Annotated in this window: 18 protein-coding genes and 2 tRNA genes; 5 read left to right on the top strand and 15 right to left on the bottom strand. The window is 53.0% G+C overall.

Going from position 1 to position 22,280, the window contains the following annotated elements:
• Positions 1-2: 2 nt before the first annotated feature.
• Together FDW98_RS19520 and FDW98_RS19515 are read left to right on the top strand one after the other, a co-directional pair.
• Positions 3-881 (top strand): U32 family peptidase, encoded by an 879-nt coding sequence (locus tag FDW98_RS19520; RefSeq protein ID WP_096755541.1) that lies wholly within the window; start codon positions 3-5, stop codon positions 879-881.
• Between the two features lie 80 nt (positions 882-961).
• Complete coding sequence (locus tag FDW98_RS19515) at positions 962-1,969, top strand: luciferase-like monooxygenase (RefSeq protein ID WP_096755540.1); 1,008 nt, start codon at positions 962-964, stop codon at positions 1,967-1,969.
• 86 nt (positions 1,970-2,055) lie between these two features.
• Here FDW98_RS19515 and mtr read toward each other — a convergent pair whose 3' ends face one another.
• The 12 genes from mtr to FDW98_RS19455 all read right to left on the bottom strand — a co-directional run bounded on the left by mtr (position 2,056) and on the right by FDW98_RS19455 (position 16,090).
• Complete coding sequence (mtr, locus tag FDW98_RS19510; RefSeq protein WP_096755539.1) at positions 2,056-3,300, bottom strand: tryptophan permease; 1,245 nt, start codon at positions 3,298-3,300, stop codon at positions 2,056-2,058.
• A 270-nt stretch (positions 3,301-3,570) separates the two neighbouring features.
• Positions 3,571-5,520 carry a DEAD/DEAH family ATP-dependent RNA helicase gene (locus FDW98_RS19505; RefSeq protein WP_137398933.1) on the bottom strand — a complete coding sequence of 650 codons (1,950 nt, stop codon included), beginning with the start codon at positions 5,518-5,520 and terminating at the stop codon, positions 3,571-3,573.
• On the bottom strand, positions 5,513-5,593 hold the full coding sequence (yrbN, locus tag FDW98_RS19500; RefSeq protein WP_010723222.1) for a protein YrbN: 81 nt from the start codon (positions 5,591-5,593) through the stop codon (positions 5,513-5,515). The genes FDW98_RS19505 and yrbN overlap by 8 nt, the downstream gene beginning before the upstream one ends.
• Positions 5,594-5,699: 106 nt before the next feature.
• The gene (gene nlpI / locus FDW98_RS19495; RefSeq protein ID WP_096755537.1) at positions 5,700-6,584 is read right to left on the bottom strand and encodes a lipoprotein NlpI; all 885 of its coding nucleotides are present in this window, start codon (positions 6,582-6,584) and stop codon (positions 5,700-5,702) included.
• 108 nt (positions 6,585-6,692) lie between these two features.
• Positions 6,693-8,825, bottom strand: a complete 2,133-nt coding sequence (gene pnp / locus FDW98_RS19490; protein ID WP_096755536.1) for a polyribonucleotide nucleotidyltransferase — start codon at positions 8,823-8,825, stop codon at positions 6,693-6,695.
• A gap of 248 nt (positions 8,826-9,073) precedes the next feature.
• Positions 9,074-9,343, bottom strand: coding sequence for a 30S ribosomal protein S15 (gene rpsO / locus FDW98_RS19485; RefSeq protein ID WP_096755535.1), 270 nt, complete (start codon positions 9,341-9,343; stop codon positions 9,074-9,076).
• A gap of 273 nt (positions 9,344-9,616) precedes the next feature.
• Positions 9,617-10,561: a tRNA pseudouridine(55) synthase TruB gene (gene truB / locus FDW98_RS19480; protein ID WP_096755534.1), complete on the bottom strand. Its 945-nt coding sequence runs from the start codon at positions 10,559-10,561 to the stop codon at positions 9,617-9,619.
• Complete coding sequence (gene rbfA, locus FDW98_RS19475) at positions 10,561-10,965, bottom strand: 30S ribosome-binding factor RbfA (RefSeq protein WP_096755533.1); 405 nt, start codon at positions 10,963-10,965, stop codon at positions 10,561-10,563. Before rbfA ends, truB begins: the two co-directional genes overlap by 1 nt.
• Positions 10,966-11,115: 150 nt before the next feature.
• A complete protein-coding gene (gene infB, locus FDW98_RS19470; RefSeq protein WP_096755532.1) occupies positions 11,116-13,812 on the bottom strand; it encodes a translation initiation factor IF-2 in 2,697 nt (898 codons plus the stop codon).
• Between the two features lie 24 nt (positions 13,813-13,836).
• The gene (gene nusA, locus FDW98_RS19465) at positions 13,837-15,324 is read right to left on the bottom strand and encodes a transcription termination factor NusA (RefSeq protein WP_096755531.1); all 1,488 of its coding nucleotides are present in this window, start codon (positions 15,322-15,324) and stop codon (positions 13,837-13,839) included.
• Positions 15,325-15,352: 28 nt separating this feature from the next.
• Positions 15,353-15,805, bottom strand: a complete 453-nt coding sequence (gene rimP, locus FDW98_RS19460; protein ID WP_135911333.1) for a ribosome maturation factor RimP — start codon at positions 15,803-15,805, stop codon at positions 15,353-15,355.
• Positions 15,806-16,013: 208 nt separating this feature from the next.
• Positions 16,014-16,090, bottom strand: a tRNA-Met gene (locus FDW98_RS19455).
• Between the two features lie 345 nt (positions 16,091-16,435).
• On the opposite strand from FDW98_RS19455, the gene argG reads away from it, so the two are divergent.
• The gene (argG, locus tag FDW98_RS19450; RefSeq protein ID WP_096755529.1) at positions 16,436-17,779 is read left to right on the top strand and encodes an argininosuccinate synthase; all 1,344 of its coding nucleotides are present in this window, start codon (positions 16,436-16,438) and stop codon (positions 17,777-17,779) included.
• Positions 17,780-17,979: 200 nt separating this feature from the next.
• Here the strand turns inward: argG and FDW98_RS19445 are convergent.
• From FDW98_RS19445 to FDW98_RS19435, 3 genes are all read right to left on the bottom strand, one after another.
• A tRNA-Leu gene (locus FDW98_RS19445) sits at positions 17,980-18,066 on the bottom strand.
• Between the two features lie 13 nt (positions 18,067-18,079).
• Complete coding sequence (secG, locus tag FDW98_RS19440) at positions 18,080-18,412, bottom strand: preprotein translocase subunit SecG (RefSeq protein WP_003025000.1); 333 nt, start codon at positions 18,410-18,412, stop codon at positions 18,080-18,082.
• Positions 18,413-18,581: 169 nt separating this feature from the next.
• Positions 18,582-19,475, bottom strand: coding sequence for a LysR family transcriptional regulator (locus FDW98_RS19435; RefSeq protein ID WP_096755528.1), 894 nt, complete (start codon positions 19,473-19,475; stop codon positions 18,582-18,584).
• A 151-nt stretch (positions 19,476-19,626) separates the two neighbouring features.
• Here FDW98_RS19435 and iadA point away from each other — a divergent pair, with 151 nt between their 5' ends.
• Both iadA and dcuC read left to right on the top strand, forming a co-directional pair.
• The gene (gene iadA, locus FDW98_RS19430) at positions 19,627-20,760 is read left to right on the top strand and encodes a beta-aspartyl-peptidase (protein WP_096755527.1); all 1,134 of its coding nucleotides are present in this window, start codon (positions 19,627-19,629) and stop codon (positions 20,758-20,760) included.
• A gap of 10 nt (positions 20,761-20,770) precedes the next feature.
• Positions 20,771-22,237 carry a C4-dicarboxylate transporter DcuC gene (gene dcuC / locus FDW98_RS19425; protein ID WP_096755526.1) on the top strand — a complete coding sequence of 489 codons (1,467 nt, stop codon included), beginning with the start codon at positions 20,771-20,773 and terminating at the stop codon, positions 22,235-22,237.
• The last annotated feature ends 43 nt before the right edge of the window (positions 22,238-22,280 follow it).

Raw genomic sequence — 22,280 nt, 5'->3', positions numbered from 1 at the left:
CAATGAAATATTCCTTAGGACCGGTGCTCTACTACTGGTCGAAAGAGACACTGGAAGACTTTTATCAGCAGGCAGCCACCAGCCATGCCGACGTTATCTATCTTGGCGAAGCCGTGTGCAGCAAGCGCCGGGCGACCAAAGTGGGTGACTGGATCGACATGGCGAAGTCCCTCGCCGGGAGCGGTAAGCAGGTGGTCCTGTCCACGCTGGCACTGGTGCAGGCGTCATCTGAGCTGGGTGAGTTGAAACGCTATGTTGAAAACGGTGACTTTCTGCTGGAAGCCAGCGATCTCGGCGTGGTCAATATGTGCGCCGAACGTAAGCTGCCGTTCGTGGCCGGGCACGCGCTCAACTGCTACAACGCCGTAACGCTGCGTATTCTGCTCAAGCAGGGCATGGTGCGCTGGTGTATGCCGGTTGAGCTGTCACGTGATTGGCTGGTGAACCTGCTTAACCAGTGTGACGAACTGGGTATTCGCGACCAGTTTGAAACCGAAGTACTGAGCTACGGGCATTTGCCGCTGGCCTACTCTGCCCGCTGCTTCACCGCACGTTCCGAAGATAAGCCTAAAGACGAGTGCGAAACCTGCTGCATCAAGTATCCCAACGGGCGTGATGTCCTGTCGCAGGAGAATCAGCAAGTGTTTGTCCTCAACGGTATTCAGACCATGAGCGGCTACGTCTACAACCTCGGTAATGAGCTGGCATCCATGCAGGGGTTGGTTGATATTGTGCGCCTGTCCCCGTTGGGAACCGAGACATTCGCCATGCTGGATGCCTTCCGTGCCAACGAGAATGGTGATGCCCCGTTACCGCTTGCCCCCCACAGTGACTGCAACGGCTACTGGAAACGACTGGCAGGCCTGGAACTGCAGATGTGATTAATAGCTCACTTTGTTAACAACAATCGCTAGTCTTTAATGCAATATTAAAAGATTAACCGGTAACAAAGTGAGCCGTTATGACTGACAAAACCATTCCGTTCTCGGTGCTCGATCTGGCGCCGATCCCTGAAGGATCCAGCGCAAAGCAGGCCTTCTCGCACTCTCGTGATCTCGCCCAACTGGCGGAAAAGCGCGGCTACCATCGCTACTGGCTGGCTGAACATCACAATATGACCGGCATCGCCAGTGCGGCAACCTCGGTGCTTATCGGTTATCTGGCGGCCAATACCACAACCCTGCATCTGGGTTCTGGCGGCGTGATGTTACCCAACCATTCCCCGCTAGTGATTGCCGAACAGTTCGGCACGCTGAATACGCTGTATCCGGGACGTATTGACCTCGGTCTGGGTCGAGCGCCGGGCAGCGATCAACCAACCATGCGCGCGCTGCGCCGCCATATTAGTGGTGATATCGATAACTTTCCCCGCGACGTAACAGAACTGGTGGACTGGTTTGACGCACGTGACCCGAATCCCCACGTGCGTCCGGTTCCCGGCTACGGAGAGCAAATCCCGGTCTGGCTGTTAGGCTCCAGTCTGTATAGCGCACAGCTGGCCGCTCAGCTTGGCCTGCCGTTTGCCTTCGCCTCCCACTTCGCCCCGGATATGCTGCATCAGGCGCTGCATCTTTATCGCACTCAGTTCAAACCCTCCACGCGTCTGGCCACACCGTATGCGATGGTGTGCATCAACATCATCGCTGCCGACAGCAATCGCGACGCTGAGTTTCTCTTCACCTCTATGCAGCAGGCGTTTATGAAACTGCGTCGGGGTGAAACCGGACAACTCCCACCGCCGGTGGAGAATATGCATCAGCTGTGGTCCGCATCCGAGCAATATGGCGTACAGCAGGCATTAAGCATGTCGCTGGTGGGGGACAAAGCGAAAGTGCGTCACGGGCTGGAGTCAATCCTGCGTGAAACCCAGGCCGATGAGATTATGGTTAACGGGCAGATTTTTGACCATCAGGCACGCCTGCATTCGTTTGAGTTGGCGATGCAGGTGAAAGAGGAGTTGGTTGGGTAGGTCTAGGTTGCCCGGTGGCGCTACGCTTACCGGGCCTACGGGTTCGAGTAGGCCGGATAAGGCGTAGCCGCCATCCGGCACGCTACTTACTGATACACCGGCAACAAATTAACGCTCGACAGGATATGGATAACCGCGTTGCCGACACCGAACACCAGAATCAGCGCAATCATCGGCTTGCCGCCCCAGACGCGGAATTTCGGGCTACCAAACCGCTTACGGGATTTACGTGCCAGCAGCGCCGGCACAATGGCCGCCCAAATAGTGGCCGCGAGCCCTGCATAGCCAATGGCGTACAGGAAGCCGTTCGGCCACAGCAGGCCACCGACAATCGGTGGGACAAAGGTCAGTAAAGCGGTTTTCAAACGCCCCATTGCTGAGTCATCAAAACCAAACAGATCCGCCAGATAGTCGAACAGGCCCAGCGTCACGCCAAGGAACGAACTCGCCACGGCAAAGTTGGAGAACACCACCAGCAGCAGGTCCAGACTGCGGCTGTTCAGCACCCCACTCAGCGCCTGTACCAGTACATCAATGTTACCGCCCTGCTTAGCAATGCCAATGAATTCCGGGCGTGGAATATTGCCCATCGTCCCCAGCAACCATACGGTGTATAGCACCAGCGCCAGCAACGTGCCGTACACCAGGCACTTCACGATGGTCTTCGGATCTTTACCGTAATACTTCATCAGACTCGGTACGTTACCGTGATAACCAAAGGATGCCAGACAGAACGGCAGCGTCATCAGCAGATACGGTGTGTACGACGCATTGCTTTCTGCGACGTTAAACAGCGTGGTTGGGGATACATGTCCCATCAGGCTGCCGAAGGTCAGGAAGAAGGTGATCACCTTCGCACCCAGCACGATGGCCGTCATGCGGCTCACCGCTTTGGTACTCAACCACACCACAAACGCCACCAGTAGCGCGAAGCCAAACCCTGCCGCTCGCGCCGGGACGTTCAGCGACATCTCGGCAAAGGTATGGTGCAGAATCGAGCCGCTCGCCGAGATATACGCATAGGTCAGGATATACAGTACGAACGCAATCGAGATGCCGTTGACAACGTTCCAGCCTTTGCCCAGCAGATCTTTGGTGATGGTGTCGAAGCTCGAACCAATACGATAATTGAGGTTAGCCTCGAGGATCATCAGCCCGGAATGCAGCATGCAGAACCAGGTAAAGATCAGTGCCGCCATTGACCAGAAGAACCACGCCCCGGACATGACCACGGGCAGGGAAAACATCCCCGCGCCAATAATGGTGCCGCCGATAATCACCACGCCGCCAAGCAGCGATGGTGATGTTTGGGTGGTGGTTAGTGTTGCCATTTAGCCTGATCTCCAGTGTATTTACCCGTCATACTTCAAGCTGTAGATGCGTTGGCTGCACTCCGCCATCCCAGTCACTTACTTGAGTAAGCTCCTGGAATATCCTCGTTTGCCGCCTTCCTACAACTCGAATTATTTAGGGTTAAAATTAGCTAATACAGTTCAATGCGCCGCATTGTACCAGTACACGAGTACAAAAGGAATAAAAAAAGCCCCGACCGTTAAGATCGGGGCTGTATATTTTACTTTACAGCTATGAAGCCAAGAGGCTTATGCGTCACCGCCGAAACGACGACGACCTGCGGAGTCATCACGACGCGGAGCGGAAGCATCGTCACGACGCGGAGCACGGCTGCCTTCACGGCGTTCGCCGCTGAAACGACGACCATCACCACGGCCACCTTCACGGCGCTCAGTGCTGTTACCACGGTTTTCGCCACGACCACCTTCACGACGTTCGCCGCTGAAACGACCACCGCCGCCGCCACGACGCTCACCACCGGTGTGCGGTACTGCATCGCCAACCAGCTGCATGTTCATCGGCTTGTTCAGGATGCGAGTACGGGTAAAGTGCTGCAGCACGTCGCCCGGCATACCTTTCGGCAGTTCGATGGTGGAGTGCGTACCGAACAGCTTGATGTTACCGATGTAACGGCTGCTGATGTCACCTTCGTTAGCGATAGCGCCAACGATATGACGTACTTCAACACCGTCATCACGACCCACTTCAATGCGGTACAGCTGCATATCGCCAACGTCACGACGTTCACGCTTAGGACGGTCTTCACCACCGCGTTCCGGACGGTCACCACGCGGGCCACGATCGTTACGATCATTACGATCGCCACGTGGAGCACGTTCATCACGGTCGCGGAATTCGCGCTTAGGACGCATCGGTGCATCTGGTGGCACGATCAGCGGACGTTCACCCTGTGCCATTTTCAGCAGTGCTGCGGCCAGCGTTTCGATATCCAGCTCTTCTTCCGGCTGCATTTTCGCCAGCAGAGCACGGTACTGATCCAGATCGCTGCTTTCCAGCTGCTGCTGTACTTTCGCGGCGAATTTTTCCAGACGGCGTTTGCCCAGCAGATCTGCGTTCGGCAGTTCAACTTCCGGAATGGTCAGCTTCATGGTGCGTTCGATGTTACGCAGCAGACGACGTTCACGGTTCTCAACGAACAGCAGCGCACGGCCAGCACGACCCGCACGACCGGTACGACCGATACGGTGAACGTAAGACTCGGAGTCCATCGGGATGTCATAGTTAACAACCAGGCTGATACGCTCAACGTCCAGACCACGGGCCGCAACGTCGGTTGCAATCAGAATATCCAGACGGCCGTCTTTCAGACGTTCCAGAGTCTGCTCACGCAGGGACTGGTTCATGTCGCCGTTCAGTGCAGCGCTGCTATAGCCGCTACGCTCCAGCGCTTCTGCCACTTCCAGGGTCGCATTTTTGGTACGAACGAAGATAATCGCCGCATCAAAATCTTCTGCTTCCAGGAAACGCACCAGCGCTTCATTTTTACGCATGCCCCAGACAGTCCAGTAACTCTGGCTGATGTCAGGACGCGTGGTGACGCTGGACTGAATGCGTACTTCCTGCGGCTCTTTCATAAAGCGGCGGGTAATACGGCGAATCGCTTCCGGCATGGTTGCAGAGAACAGAGCGGTCTGATGACCTTCCGGGATCTGCGCCATAATCGTTTCAACGTCTTCGATGAAGCCCATACGCAGCATTTCATCGGCTTCGTCCAGCACTAAACCGCTCAGTTTAGAGAGGTTCAGGGTACCGCGCTTCAGGTGATCCAGCAGACGACCCGGCGTACCGACGACGATCTGCGGGCCCTGACGCAGGGCACGTAACTGCACGTCATAACGCTGGCCGCCGTAAAGGGCTACCACGTTCACGCCGTGCATATGTTTAGAGAAATCCGTCATGGCTTCTGCAACCTGAACCGCCAGTTCGCGGGTCGGTGCCAGCACCAGAATCTGAGGTGCCTTCAGCTCAGGATCAAGATTGTTGAGCAGCGGTAAGGAGAACGCTGCAGTTTTGCCGCTACCGGTCTGGGCCATACCCAGAACATCGCGACCGCCCAGCAGATGCGGAATGCACTCTGCCTGGATTGGAGATGGTTTTTCGTAACCCAGATCGGTAAGGGCTTCAAGGATAGGAGCCTTCAGGCCCAGATCTGCAAAAGTGGTTTCGAATTCAGCCATGTAGTACGTGTGCCTCAAAATTAATGGCGGCCAGTCTACATAACTCATCATGAAATTGATCTGCAATTTTCATTGAAAAGTGTGAACCGGCTCAAAGTAGGTGTATTAACGAACAACAACGCCCTCACCGGTGAAGGTGATGGCAATCAAAAAAGATTACGGGCTGATGTGTACGTCAGCTATTGCTGGTCCGATTCTGCCAGGTCATCTTGGTCCTGGCCCAGGAGCGATAATTCCAACAATGCGTATCGGTGCTCAACAAAGTTATGAACGTTGTTAGCCACCGCCAGTTTGAACAATGCCGTAGCGTTGTCCAAATCCCCCAGACTTAGGTAGTACTTACCTAAATAGAAGTTGGTTTCACTGAGATGCTCAGCGAGCGAGGTGTTATCCGTTGCGTCCGCCTTCAGGCGCTCCATCAGCGTTGCTTCGCTAATGTTGCCCAGGTAGAACTCGACAATGTTCCATCCCCATTGCTCTTTATCCGATTTCTCGAAGCGCTGTATTAACGCTTCTTTAGCCTGCTTCTCATCGAGCTTCTGCTCGGCGAGATACAGCCACAGACTGCGGAATGGATCATTGGGATCGTCTTGATAAAACGCTAGCAGATCATCTTGCGCTAACTTGTCGCGACCGCCGTAATACAATGCGATACCGCGATTTAAGTGCGCGTAGTTGTAAGTTGGATCAAGCTCAAGTACAGAATCAAACGCTTCATAGGCAGCATCAAAATTGCCTGCCTGCGTTAAATATATACCTAAGTAATTGAATACTTCAGGCATATCTGGTCGGATTGCCAACGCTTGTGAAAAATCATTTCGCGCTAGTGCCCTCAGACCGAGACTATCATACAACACTCCGCGCTCATATAAAAGCTGTGCGCGTTCGTCATCGGTTAAAGCCCGACTGGCAAGAATTTGTTCCATACGTGCCAGAATCACTTCCTGCTGTAAAGTCGGTTGCAGTGGTACTGCGAGGACTTCACTCTTACGCCAGGCGGAATTACTGCATCCAGCCAGCGTGAGTGCTGTCGCAACGAAACACCAGCGCAAAAAAGGCTTCATTTCCCACTCCCGAAGACAACGATTGAATGAACGTCCTGTTCCCCGGTTGCTAACAAGGCTTCCTGCCGGGTTAAAGGCCCCCCGCTCACGCGGAGGGCAATGGCAACCTTACTCGCCGAGGCTTGCCGGTGCTTCCGGCGCAGCTGCTGGCTGAGACTGCTCAGTTGCTTCTTTAATGCTCAGACGTACGCGGCCCTGGCGATCAACTTCCAGAACTTTAACCGGTACTTCCTGACCCATCTGCAGGTAATCGGTCACTTTCTCTACGCGCTTGTCGGCTATCTGAGAGATGTGTACCAAACCTTCTTTACCGCCACCGATGGCAACGAATGCGCCAAAGTCAACGATACGGGTCACTTTACCATTGTAGATACGGCCAACTTCGATTTCTGCAGTAATCTCTTCGATACGACGGATAGCATATTTCGCTTTTTCACCGTCGGTCGCCGCGATCTTCACAGTACCATCATCTTCGATTTCGATGGTGGTGCCGGTTTCTTCGGTCAGAGCACGGATAACAGAACCGCCTTTACCGATAACGTCTTTGATTTTGTCCGGGCTGATCTTAATGGTGTGGATACGCGGAGCGAACTGAGAGATGTCGCCGCGCGGCGCATTGATCGCCTGTTCCATCACGCCCAAGATGTGCAGACGCGCACCTTTAGCCTGGTTCAGAGCAACCTGCATGATCTCTTTGGTGATACCTTCGATTTTGATATCCATCTGCAGTGCAGAGATACCATCGCGGGAACCCGCCACTTTAAAGTCCATGTCGCCCAGGTGATCTTCGTCACCCAGAATGTCAGACAGAACCACAAAGTTATCGCCTTCTTTCACCAGACCCATCGCGATACCCGCAACAGCGGCTTTGATCGGCACGCCTGCGTCCATCAGTGCCAGAGAAGCACCGCACACGGAAGCCATGGAAGAAGAACCGTTGGATTCGGTGATTTCAGACACAACACGTACGGTGTACGGGAATTTGTCCAGTTCCGGCATCACTGCCAGCACGCCGCGTTTCGCCAGACGGCCGTGACCAATCTCACGACGCTTCGGAGAACCGACCATACCGGTTTCGCCTACGCAGTACGGAGGGAAGTTGTAGTGGAACAGGAAGTTGTCAGTACGCTCGCCCATCAGTTCGTCGAGGTTCTGCGCATCACGGGTGGTGCCCAGGGTCGCAGTAACCAGCGCCTGAGTTTCGCCACGGGTGAACAGTGCGGAACCGTGAGTACGCGGCAGTACGCCAGTACGCACGTCCAGACCACGGATCATGTCTTTTTCGCGGCCATCGATGCGCGGCTCGCCTGCCAGTACGCGGCTACGAACGACGTTTTTCTCGATAGCGTGCAGGATTTCACCCAGTTCGTTAGCGTCCAGGGTTTCGTCTTCTGCAACCAGCTGAGCGATGGTTTCAGATTTGATCACGTCAACCTGAGCATAACGCTCTTGTTTGTCGGTGATACGGTAAGCATCGCTCAAACGCGTTTCTGCCAGCGCGGCAACGCGTGCATTCAGCGCTTCGTTGACAGCTTCTGGCTGCCAGTCCCAACGCGGTTTGCCAGCGACTTTAACCAGCTCGTTGATTTCTTTGATAACAATCTGCTGCTGTTCGTGACCGAATACGACAGCGCCCAGCATCTGGTCTTCGCTCAGCAGTTCAGCTTCGGATTCAACCATCAGTACGGCAGCTTCAGTACCGGCAACAACCAGGTCCAGCTTGCTTTCTTTCAGTTCGTCTTGAGTCGGGTTCAGTACATACTGGTCATTGATATAACCAACACGAGCAGAACCGATCGGGCCGTTGAACGGCAGACCAGACAAGGACAGCGCAGCGGATGCGCCGATCATTGCCACGATATCTGGGTTAACCTGCGGGTTAACGGAGACAACGGTCGCAATAACCTGAACTTCGTTGATGAAACCTTCCGGGAACAGCGGACGAACCGGGCGGTCAATCAGACGCGCGATCAGGGTTTCGCCTTCACTCGGACGGCCTTCACGACGGAAGAAGCTACCCGGGATACGGCCAGCAGCGTAGGTACGCTCCTGATAGTTAACGGTCAGCGGGAAGAAATCCTGGCCTGGCTTGGTCTTTTTCTGACCAACAACGGTCACAAATACCGCGGTGTCATCCATGCTAACCATAACAGCAGCAGTAGCCTGACGTGCCATCATGCCAGTTTCCAGCGTTACGGTATGTTGGCCGTACTGGAATTTACGAACGATCGGATTAAGCAAAATAATATCCTTTCTCTTTTTTTAACGGCGTATTTATACACGCCATCGTTAATACCCGACCTTCTGCGCATCCTCGCGACTAATGACAACCCTAACCCACGCGTATTGGGTAAAGCCTCTCATTAGCCGCGCGAACCTCTGCGACGGAAGATCATCCATAGCAACAATACATTAGTTTCCAGCGAATTGCTGCCATCTGCTGGAAAAAAGGGGCCATGAAGGCCCCCTCTTTCTGAAACTCGAAAGACTTAGCGACGCAGACCCAGACGCTCGATCAGCGCAGTGTAACGTGCAACATCTTTACGCTTCAGGTAGTCGAGCAGTTTACGACGCTGAGAAACCATACGCAGCAGACCACGACGGCTGTGGTGATCTTTTTTGTGTTCAGAGAAGTGACCCTGCAGGTGGTTAATCTGTGCAGTTAACAGAGCAACCTGAACATCGGTAGAACCGGTGTCGTTTGCATCACGACCAAACTCAGAAACAATTTTAGCTGTAGCTTCAGTACTTAGAGACATTTTAAAACTCCAAAGTGTTAAGAATGTAAGGACGCCGATCTCTAATTCAGCGATCCCAGTGTATACACTTCATCCTTCAAACTGCCTCTGCGTTGGCTGCGTCCGCTCACCTCAGTCACTTACTTCAGTAAGCTCCTGAGGATCCTCAGACTTGCCGCCTTGATGCAGCTCGAATGATTTTGTGTACACGCCGCGCGAACTGTTAAATAATTTACGCGACGTTAAGCGGCAGTATTCTACTCGCAGCGCCTTCTTATCGCAAGACAGAGAGCGCTATGCAGGATACTCAACCACCAGTCGACGAGGGGCGACACGACCTTCATCGTCGATCTCCCCCATGCCGATAAATTTGCCATCATCGCCTTCCGTCACGCGAACCAGCCCTTCCAGCGGCACGCCCGACGTACGTACCGGATTACCATTTTTAAAGTAAACCGATGATGTTAAAGGCAGATTAACAATGGGGTAGTCCGATGCCGGACTGTCCATTGGCATCAGCAGCGGATCAAGTAATTCTGCCGCCGGAATGTTCTGCTGTTCAGCCTGTTCAACCAGGCTGTGCAAATGTTCCAGCGTGACCATGCGGTCTACCGGATACTTGCTGACCGTCAGACGACGCAGATACGTCACGTGCGCGCCGCATCCGAGCTTCTCGCCCAGATCGTCAACAATCGTGCGAATGTACGTGCCTTTGGAGCAATGGACTTCCAGCTCCAGTTCATTACCTTCGTGGCGAATAAACAGCAGTTCGTACACGGTAATCGGTCTGGATTCACGCGGGACCTCAATACCCTGACGCGCGTACTCGTACAGCTTTTTACCCTGATACTTCAGCGCTGAGTACATCGACGGGATCTGTTGGATGTCACCGCGAAACGTCTCCAGCGCGCTGGCAAGCTGTTCCGGGGTAAACGTCACCGGACGCTCCTGCACAATTTGCCCATCGGCATCAGAGGTATCAGTACGCTGTCCCAGGCGGGCCACCACGCGATAGCGTTTGTCAGAGTCCAGCAGGTACTGCGAAAACTTGGTCGCCTCTCCCAGGCAGATAGGCAGCATGCCTGTCGCCAGCGGGTCCAGCGCACCGGTATGACCGGCACGGTTGGCATTGTAGAGGCGTTTTACTTTTTGCAGCACGTCATTGCTGGACATGCCTTGCGGCTTATCCAGCAACAGGACGCCATGAATGTCGCGACCACGACGACGAGGACGACTCATTAGTCCTCCTTGCTGTCGTCCGCAGGATTCACACGACGTTCATCGTCATGCTTCACCACGCTGGTCACCAGGTTAGACATGCGCATCCCTTCGACCAACGAGTTGTCGTAGAAGAAAGTCAGTTCCGGCACGATACGCAGGCGCATGGCTTTACCCAGCAGAGAGCGGATGAAGCCAGAGGCTTCCTGCAAGGCTTTAATACCGTTCTTCACGGCAGCTTCGTCCTGGTCATTCAGGAACGTCACGAACACTTTGGCATACGCCAGGTCACGAGACATCTCAACGCCGGACACGGTAGTCATCACGCCGACGCGCGGATCTTTGATTTCGCGTTGCAGGATGAGTGCGATCTCTTTTTGCATCTCCTGGGCCACGCGCTGCGGGCGACCAAATTCTTTCGCCATAATAAATTCTCCAGAATAAAGACAAAAAAGGGGCCATAAGCCCCTTTTTAAATTTCATTGCCGGGTGGCGCTTCGCTTACCCGGCCTACCTCAAATAAGCTTCTATGCCTTGAACTACCAACACAGCGGCAGCCCAAAAGACGACGAAAATTATGCGATGGTACGTTTGATCTCGATGATTTCGAACACTTCGATCATATCGCCAACGCGAACGTCGTTGTAGTTCTTAACGCCGATACCACATTCCATGCCGTTACGGACTTCGTTAACGTCATCTTTGAAGCGGCGCAGGGATTCCAGCTCGCCTTCATAGATAACCACGTTGTCACGCAGAACGCGGATTGGGTTGTGACGTTTAATCGTACCTTCGGTAACCATACAACCTGCGATGGCGCCAAATTTCGGTGATTTGAACACGTCACGTACTTCAGCCAGACCGATGATCTGCTGTTTCAGTTCCGGAGACAGCATGCCGCTCATCGCAGCTTTCACTTCGTCGATCAGGTGATAGATGACGGAGTAGTAACGCAGATCCAGGCTTTCAGATTCAATCACTTTACGTGCAGAGGCATCAGCACGAACGTTGAAGCCAACCAGAATCGCGTTGGATGCCGCAGCCAGCGTGGCGTCGGTTTCGGTGATACCACCTACGCCGGAACCGATGATCTTCACTTTCACTTCGTCGGTAGACAGTTTCAGCAAGGAGTCGGAGATCGCTTCGACAGAACCCTGAACGTCAGCTTTCAGGACAACGTTCACTTCGTGAACTTCGCCTTCGGTCATGTTGGCGAACATGTTCTCGAGTTTAGATTTCTGCTGGCGAGCCAGTTTAACTTCACGGAATTTGCCCTGACGATACAGTGCAACTTCACGCGCTTTTTTCTCGTCACGTACGACGGTAACTTCGTCACCCGCAGCCGGAACGCCGGACAGACCCAGGATTTCAACTGGAATAGACGGACCTGCTTCCAGGACTTCCTGACCCAGTTCGTTACGCATTGCACGAACGCGGCCATATTCGAAGCCACACAGTACGATATCGCCCTTATTCAGGGTACCTTCACGAACCAGAACGGTAGCAACTGGGCCACGACCTTTGTCCAGGAAGGATTCGATTACCGCACCGCTTGCCATACCTTTACGAATCGCTTTCAGCTCCAGAACTTCAGCCTGCAGCAGGATAGCGTTCAACAGGTCATCAATACCGGTACCTGCTTTCGCAGAAACAGGGATGAACTGAGATTCGCCGCCCCACTCTTCCGGCATAACGCCGTACTGAGACAGTTCGTTCTTAACGCGATCCATATCGGCTTCTGGCTTATCGATTTTGTTGACTGCAACAACCATCGGCACCTGCGCTGCTTTCGCATGCTGAATAGCTTCAATGGTCTGAGGCATCACGCCATCATCTGCTGCAACAACCAGAACAACGATATCTGTTGCCTGTGCACCACGAGCACGCATAGAGGTAAACGCGGCGTGCCCCGGGGTATCCAGGAAGGTGATCATGCCGTTGTCAGTTTCAACGTGGTATGCACCAATGTGCTGGGTAATGCCGCCCGCTTCGCCAGAGGCGACTTTCGTTGAACGAATGTAGTCCAACAGAGAGGTTTTACCGTGGTCAACGTGACCCATGATAGTCACAACCGGTGCACGCGGTTCAGCCGCTGCGCCAGTGTCACGGTCGCTCATTACCGCTTCTTCCAGCTCGTTTTCACGACGCAGGATAACTTTGTGGCCCATCTCTTCAGCAACCAACTGTGCGGTTTCCTGATCGATGACCTGGTTGATGGTGGCCATCGCACCCAGCTTCATCATCGCTTTGATGACCTGAGAACCTTTAACCGCCATCTTGTTCGCTAAGTCGCCAACGGTGATGGTTTCGCCAATCACAACGTCACGGTTAACGGCCTGAGCTGGCTTCTGGAAGCCTTGCTGCAGGGAAGAACCTTTACGCTTGCCACCTTTACCACCGCGACCAGCAGCACGTGCTTCTTCGCGATCGGCTTTAGATTCAGCGTGCTTATTGCCTTTCTTCTGAGGACGAGCAGCTTTCGTCGCAGTACGCGTACGGCCACGGCCACCTTCTACTTCGCGATCGTTTTCGTCTTCTGCCTGGCGAGCATGTTGAGAAGTGGTGACGTGATAATCGGTCTTATCCTCTTCACCTTTTGCTTTCTCTTGCTCTGCCCAAACACCGGCATTTTCTTCCGCCATACGACGGGCTTCTTCAGCCACACGGCGAGCTTCTTCTTCAAGCTTGCGACGCGCTTCTTCTTCCGCTTTACGCTTCAGTTCTGCGGCTTCATTTTCACGGCGGGCTTTTTCGGCCTGGGCGGTTTTAGTCATATCGTCGGTCTGTTGATTGCTCACTTTGTCTTTTTCCGCAGCTTCACGTTTCGCTTTATCAGCGGCTTCACGTTTAGCTTGTTCTGCGGCCTCACGTTCGGCTTTTTGTTGCGCCTCGCGTTTAGCAGTTTCTTCTGCCTCACGACGGGCTTGCTCTTCCGCTTCACGCTGCGCCTGCTCTTCCGCGGCAAGGCGTTCTGCCTCTTGCGGATCGCGTTTCACAAAGGTGCGTGTCTTGCGGACTTCGATTTGTACCGATTTACTTTTTCCACCGGTACCAGGAATATTGAGAGTACTGCGCGTTTTACGCTGCAATGTCAACTTATCTGGTGCAGAGCCGTTCTCACGGTTCAGGTGCGCCAGTAAGGTTTGTTTCTCTTGTGCGGACACAGAGTCGTCAGCAGACTTCGGGATACCTGCATCAGCAAATTGCTGTACCAGGCGATCCACGGAGGTCTGTATCTCTGCAGCCAGCGTTTTTACGGTTACATCTGTCATACTGTTCCTTCCTGCTACAGTTTATTACGCTTCGTCGCCGAACCAGCAAATATTACGGGCAGCCATAATCAGCTCACCGGCTTTTTCGTCGGTCAACCCTTCGATATCAGCCAGATCATCAATGCCCTGTTCAGCGAGATCTTCCAGCGTACAAACACCACGGGCAGCCAGTTTGAAGGCCATATCACGATCTAATCCTTCCAGATTCAGCAGATCGTCAGCCGGTTTGTTATCACCGAGGCTTTCTTCCTGGGCCAGTGCCAGAGTGGTCAGTGCGTTTTTAGCACGCTCGCGCAGCGCTTCAACGGTTGCTTCATCCAGGCCGTCGATTGCCAGAAGCTCTTTCATTGGCACGTAGGCCAGCTCTTCCAGCGTAGCAAAACCTTCTTCTACCAGAACCGTCGCGAAATCTTCATCGATATCGAGATATTTGGTGAAGGTATCAATAGCAGCATGCGCTTCAGCCTGATGCTTAGCCTGCAGGTCATCAACGGTCATTACGTTGAGTTCCCAACCGCTCAATTGTGAAGCCAGGCGGACGTTCTGACCATTACGTCCAATCGCCTGAGCCAGGTTACCGGCTTCAACCGCGATATCCATGGTGTGTTTATCTTCATCCACCACGATAGACGCGACGTCTGCAGGCGCCATTGCGTTGATCACGAACTGTGCCGGGTTATCATCCCACAGGACGATATCGATACGTTCGCCGCCCAGTTCGGTAGAAACCGCCTGAACGCGTGCACCGCGCATACCTACGCAAGCACCTACCGGATCGATACGCTTATCGTTGGTTTTCACCGCGATTTTCGCACGAGAACCCGGATCACGAGCCGCCGCTTTAATTTCAATCACTTCTTCGCCAATTTCTGGCACTTCAATACGGAACAGTTCAATCAGCATTTCCGGTTTGGAACGCGTCACAAACAGTTGCGCGCCGCGTGCTTCCGGGCGAACGGAGTACAGAACACCACGGATACGGTCACCCGGGCGGAAGTTTTCACGCGGCAGCATGTCTTCACGCAGGATCACGGCTTCAGCATTACTGCCGAGGTCCAGCGCAATGTTGTCACGGTTAACTTTCTTCACCACACCGGTGACGATCTCACCTTCGTGCTCGCGGAATTGATCAACAACCATCGCACGTTCAGCTTCACGTACTTTCTGTACGATAACCTGTTTCGCCGTCTGGGTGGTGATACGGTCAAAGGTGACTGATTCAATCTGGTCTTCAACGTATTCACCCACGTTCAGACTCTCGTCTTCGTAACGTGCGGCTTCCAGTGTAATTTCTTTGGTTGGCTGAGTGACTTCTTCCACAATTACCCAACGGCGGAAGGTATCGAAATCACCGCTTTTACGATCGATTTCTACGCGAACGTCGATCTCTTGTTCGTATTTTTTCTTTGTTGCTGTAGCCAGCGCACTTTCCAGCGCTTCAAAAATTTTCTCGCGTGGCAGCGATTTTTCATTGGATACGGCTTCAACAACAGCCAAAATTTCTTTGTTCATCGCGGGCTTTTCACCTCAATCCAGACTGTTAAAAGTGGGGAACCAGGTTCGCCTTCTGGATATTACTCAGCGCGAACACTTCATCTTTACCGTCGACTGTGACAGTGATCATCTCACCATCCACCGCTTTGATAACGCCCTGCCATTTACGGCGATTTTGTACCGCCATACGAAGAACCAGCGTGACTTCTTCACCCAGGAAACGCACGTAGTGTTCAGCCGTGAACATAGGACGGTCGAGACCCGGTGAGGAGACTTCCAGGTTATAAGCAACGGTGATCGGATCTTCAACGTCCATCACGGCGCTAACCTGGTGGCTCACATCAGCACAATCATCAACATTGATGCCATCTTCACTATCAATATAGATGCGCAGTGTGGATGTGCGACCACGAATAAATTCGATGCCGACCAGCTCGTAGCCCAAGGCTTCAACTGGTGCTTTAATCATCTCTGTTAATTTTTGCTCTAATGTGGACAAGCCCACCCCCAAGACATAAAAAAAGGGCCTAAAGCCCAGTTATTCTGTAATCAGATAACAAAAAACCCCGATAAATCGGGGCTTTAGATAACTGAACCCTATAACCGCACCTGCGGTTCGGAGAACCTTCCGAAAGAATTTTTTTTCAAATCCAGCTACGAAGGCCTAAGTCTTCACAGTATATTTGAAAAAGAACTCTAAGGGAAAGTGGTTGCGGGGGCCGGATTTGAACCGACGACCTTCGGGTTATGAGCCCGACGAGCTACCAGGCTGCTCCACCCCGCGCCTGAAACGTGGCAAATTTTACTCGCTTTGGGTAAAAAATGCAAATACTGCTGGGATTTGGTACCGAGGACGGGACGTAAAATCTGCGCACAGTATATTGATTTTCTATCCCTTATGTCAACCTTGTTACTACTATGCAAATGAATGAATGCCAGCCTGCGCAAATTTAGCAAAGTGCAACAAAGATAAATCTGCCTTCAACGCCGTTATTTAACGAAATTATCACTAAACTCTTCCTGTCACCGTTAAAAGGTGATTAAATGAAAACTCATTTATTTTGCATAAAAATGCACTTAACATAAAAAACCAACCTCTTCACCAGTCTATCAAGCAGGGTTTTATTTTATGACGACGATTCTCAAGCATCTCCCGGTAGGTAAACGTATTGGTATCGCTTTTTCTGGCGGCCTGGACACCAGTGCTGCACTGCTGTGGATGCGACAAAAAGGGGCTGTCCCATATGCATATACTGCGAATTTGGGACAACCGGATGAGGATGACTATGACGCTATCCCTCGCCGTGCAATGGAATATGGTGCTGAGAACGCTCGCCTGGTTGATTGCCGCAAGCAACTGGTTGCCGAAGGGATCGCAGCGATTCAATGTGGTGCATTCCATAATACCACCGGCGGACTGACCTATTTCAACACCACGCCACTAGGCCGCGCGGTGACCGGCACCATGTTGGTGGCCGCCATGAAAGATGACGGTGTGAATATCTGGGGTGACGGCAGTACCTATAAAGGCAACGATATTGAGCGTTTCTATCGTTACGGTCTGCTGACCAATGCCGAACTGCAAATTTACAAACCATGGCTGGACACTGACTTCATTGACGAACTCGGCGGTCGCCATGAGATGTCTGAATTTATGATCGCCTGCGGTTTCGACTACAAAATGTCTGTCGAAAAAGCGTATTCCACTGACTCCAACATGCTCGGCGCTACGCACGAAGCGAAAGATCTGGAATTCCTTAACTCCAGCCTGAAGATCGTTAACCCGATTATGGGCGTCAAGTTCTGGGATGAAAGCGTGAAGATCCCGGCGGAAGAAGTAACCGTACGTTTTGAGCAGGGACATCCAGTTGCGCTGAACGGCAAAACCTTCAGCGACGATGTTGAGATGATGATGGAAGCCAACCGCATTGGCGGCCGTCATGGTCTGGGCATGAGCGACCAAATTGAAAACCGTATTATCGAGGCGAAAAGCCGTGGTATTTACGAAGCCCCGGGGATGGCGCTGCTGCATATCGCTTACGAGCGTCTGCTGACCGGTATTCACAATGAAGATACCATTGAGCAGTATCACGCTCACGGCCGCCAACTGGGTCGTCTGCTGTACCAGGGTCGCTGGTTTGACTCCCAGGCGCTAATGCTGCGTGACGGTCTGCAACGTTGGGTTGCGAGCCAAATCACCGGCGAAGTTACGCTGGAGCTGCGTCGCGGTAACGACTATTCCATTATGAATACCGTCTCCGACAACCTGACCTACAAGCCAGAACGTCTGACCATGGAGAAAGGGGATTCCGTCTTCTCACCGGACGATCGTATCGGTCAGCTGACTATGCGTAACCTGGATATTACCGATACCCGCGAGAAGCTGTTCGGCTACGCCCAGTCGGGCCTGCTGACCGCCTCTTCCGCCACCGGTCTGCCGCAGGTAGAGAATCTGGAAAACAAAGCGAAGTAATCGCCAACAGAAATGACAAAAGCCGCGCAAGCGGCTTTTTTATGCGCGGAATTTAAGGCGTGTAGCCGCCATCCGACAATTTGCAGGACATGCCTGATGGCGCTATCGCTTATCAGGCCTACGTGCTACTACGCACACCTACGGATCACAACATACAGACGAAAAAAAAGACGCTTTTCAGCGTCTTTCTTTCGGAATATTGGTACTGAGGATGGGACTCGAACCCACAAGCCCGTTAGGGCACTACCACCTCAAGGTAGCGTGTCTACCAATTCCACCACCTCAGCACAGATACTACTATTAGCGCGGGATATCGCTGGTCGGCTGAGCCGGAGCAGCTGGCTGAGTTTGCTCGGTTTTCGCCGGTGCACTCAGATTTTCCCACTCACTTCCTTTATTGGTCTTATTGCTGTTCATGTTACCCAGCACCAGACTGATAATGAAGAACAAGGTTCCCAATACAGCTGTCATTCGGGTCATGAAGTTACCAGAACCACTTGAACCAAACAGTGTACCAGAAGCGCCTGCGCCAAAAGAGGCTCCCATATCAGCGCCTTTGCCTTGCTGCAGCATGATCAAGCCTACCAGGCCAATTGCTACAATAAGGAAAACTACTAAAAGAGCTTCGTGCATAATCAACCTGTTCCTTGCGGAGTTGCCGCGTACCAATGCTTCGACCATTAAAGCGGGAATGTTTAACTGTTTCCCACTGAAGCGGGTGTGAATACTAACCAATGCGAATAACCTTCGCAAGGGCAATTTAAGCGTATTGTATCAACTGAAGAAAAAAACGCCACATCAATCAAAAACGCAGCAATTTATCCCAGCATCGCTGCATCACGGGTCGCTGATCGTCAAGGTTTGCCCAAACAACGACCGGAATTTCACCTATCAGATCTGAATTATCTGGCCAACAGTGGATAACTTCATTATTCACTAATTCTTCAGCCACCATCGACTCGGGCAACCATGCCATTCCCATATGGCGCAGCACCATTTCCCGGATTGTTTCGCTTAACCCACTCTCAAAGACCTTTTTCAGTCGTGGGTGAACCTGTTGCTCTAGCGGATCGATAATGCGTCTGACAAAGGTATAGTCGCTGTAGCAAAGCCAGGGAATCGGAGCATCTGGAGAATCAAGCTTGTCCGCCAGTTGGGCTGAAATCACCGGGATGAACCTCTCATATCGCCACAAGGAGCGTTTAAGCCCCCCGACAATCTCCAGCCCCGGCTGCGAAGACGGCAAATCGTAGGTCACCAGAAAATCAATTTGCCGGTTTATCAGCGCGTTAAAGTGATTATCAATTCCCTGGATGCTGGCGTTTACCGTAAAACTTAATTGTGGTTCGCTTTGGCGCAGGTAATGGATCATGTCAGGCAGGATATTCACCGACAGCGTGTGAAGACTGACCATCACCAGCGTATTTTCCGTTGCCGGCATCATGGCGGCCAGTTCATGACGCGCCTCCGTCAGCGTACTGAGGACATGCCGGGCATAGGGTTCAAACCGTTCACCATAACGGGTTAACGTAACGGGTGTCGTGGTACGATCAAATAGCGGGACGCCTAACGTCTCTTCCAGTGCTTTAATACGCCGACTTAGCGCAGGCTGAGTAATATGCCGCTGTATGGCGGCCTGGGAGTAATTCCCATGCTGACTTAAAGCCAGGAAATCATCTAACCACTTACTATCCACGTCGCATTCTCCACCATTCCATATCCGTATCCTCCGATAACAAATCGGAAATAGTCACAGTTATAGTAATGGCTTTAGTGTGGACCGCATAACAACAATATTCTGTTTCACCTGCCGAGTATCCCTCCCCTTGACGTTTGACAGGACTAATATGTTTACTTTACTGACTAATGCCCGTGTCTTTTCCCCGGAGGATTTAGGCCTCTGCTCTCTGCTCATATATGCCGATCGTATTGTGGCGGTAGGCAACGATATTTCACGTTTCGATGGCGTCAACGAGGTCATCGATTGCCGGGGTAAATGGGTAATTCCGGGGATTATCGACCAGCATGTCCATCTGACCGGCGGCGGTGGTGAAGCAGGATTTGCCAGCCGAACGCCTGCCGTAAAACTGCGCGATCTGCTTCAAGCTGGCATTACGACGGTCGTCGGCGTGCTGGGCACCGATGCCATTTCTCGCTCGCCCAAAGATCTGTACGCCAAAATGCAGTCACTGAATCTGGAGGGCGTGCGCGCGTTTATGCACACTGGGGCTTACGCGGTACCCAGCCCGACGATTACGCAATCCATTCGCGATGACATAACCTTTATCCCGGCCATTCTCGGCGTTAAAATCGCCCTCGCCGATCATCGGGGTTCATATCCCTCTTTCCAGGAGCTGTTGAGAATCGTCAGCGATATCCGCGTGGCCTCACTGCTGGCGGGGAAAAAAGGGCTGCTGCATGTGCACCTGGGCAACCTGCCAGAAGGCATGTCGCAACTTATCGCGCTTTGCGATGCCGGTATTCCGATCCACCATATTTCACCGACTCACGTGGCCAGAACCGAAGCCCTGTTCAACCAGGCGATCGCTTTCGCCCATCGCGGCGGCCATATTGACGTGACGTCTGGCGGTAGCCGTTTTATGCCCCAGGAACAGGCCATTCTCCACGCGCTGGAGGCTCAGGTTCCAGCCGATCGCATCACCATCAGCTCAGATGGCAATGGCAGCGTGCCGCGCTTTAATGCTCAGGGTATGGTTGAAGGACTCACGGCCGCGCCGGTAGGCGGTAACCTTGCACTGCTCCCTCGCCTGATTGATGCGGGCATTCCGATCGCACAGGCCGTGGCCATGATGACGGCAAACGTTGCATGCTCGCTGGGAATTTCCGGCGGCAAGCTTTGTGCCGGAGAACGCGCCGATATTTGCGTCCTCAATGATGACCTGTCGCTGGCGCATCTGTTTGCCGCGGGTAGGCCGTTACTGCGCGATGGAGAGTGTTTGGTCAACGGCAACTTTGAGTGAGGATAAAAGAATGTCTTTATTGCTGGCGCTAGTCGCCATTGTCTTTGCCGGACGGCTGATCCTGAAAAAGTACCATCCCCAGTCCGTGCTGCTGCTCACCGGGATTGTATTGCTACTCATCGCCCATTTTAGCGGAATGACCACGCTCAGTAGCCTGGTGAAGAAAAGCACCGGGTTTGGCCCCTTTGATGCGTTTGAGTTTATCCGCGATACCCTGAGCGTGCGCCTGGGTGGCCTTGGTCTGCAAATTATGCTGATTGGCGGCTTTGCCACCTATATGTCAGCCATTGGTGCCAGTCAGGTGCTGGTTCGGGTGACTTCGCGTCCATTACAGCGTCTGAACTCGCCATATCTCCTACTGGGGCTGGCGTTGCTGCTGGGGCAATTTTTGTCGCTGTTTATCAGTAGCGCTACGGGGTTGGGTTTGTTGTTGATGGCAACGCTTTATCCGCTGCTCACCCGCCTTGGCTGCAGCCGTGCCGCCGTCGCCGCCGTTATCGCCAGTACCTGCGCGGTTGAATTCGGCCCCGGTTCCGGTAACTCGGTTCTTGCCGCCAAAACAGCGGGTATCGAGGTGGTGAACTATTTTGTTCACGATCAACTTCCTATCGTCGTGCCGGTCATTCTTTTCATCGCCCTGCTCCATATTGTCGTCCAACGCTTTTTCGATCGCCGGGAAAGCGGCGGCGATGTAGCTCAGCAGATGCAAACGTTGACCGCCACAGAAGAAACCCACGCCCCGATCGCCTGGCTGTTTCTGCCGATGCTACCGTTGGTATTGATGCTACTGTGCAGTGATTTACTGTTTAGCTCGCTCAAAATTACACTGGATACCGCCGTTCTGATTAGCCTGGCCATTACGCTGATTTGCGAGTATTGGCGTCATCGCAAGGCACGTGAAGTGATGGCTGGCGTGCAAAAAGTTTTCGACAGCATGGGCAGCGTGTTTGCCACCGTCGTAACGTTGATTATCGCGGGTGAAGTTTTTTCAGCCGGGCTAAAAGCCATTGGTGCCGTCGACGCGCTGCTCTCACTCTCCGGTGAATTTGGTCTCAGTGCCGCCTCGATAATCCTGCTGATGACGCTGATCACCTTTGCGATTTCTGCGTTGATGGGGTCGGGGAATGCCGCGTTCTTCTCCTTCGCCCCCATGGTGCCGGATATCAGCCGCCATATCGGCAGCGACATCGCCGTGATGATGCTACCTATTCAGATTTCGGCGGGTATTGGCCGGACGTTATCGCCGATTGCTGGCGTGATCATTGCCATTGCCGGGATCGCAGGCGTATCACCAGTGGATATTGTTAAACGTACCGCAATTCCAATGCTGGGAGGGTGGTTGCTGATGATTGCCCTGACATTTGCCCGTTCAGGGCATTTGCTGGCGGTCCTGCCGTGGCTGGCTGCTCTTGTGCTGATGATGGCCGGGGGCTACTTCTGGCAGCATCGACGCAAACAGGCACTTTCAGTAGGATAAAAAAAAGCCGGAGTCTCGGACTCCGGCTCTCAAACTTCAGGAC

The sequence above is a fragment of the Citrobacter sp. wls711 genome (assembly GCF_005281055.1).
GTDB lineage: Bacteria > Pseudomonadota > Gammaproteobacteria > Enterobacterales > Enterobacteriaceae > Citrobacter > Citrobacter gillenii.
Note: the sequence above shows the minus strand (reverse complement) of the source record. Positions and strands in the feature narration are given on the sequence as shown.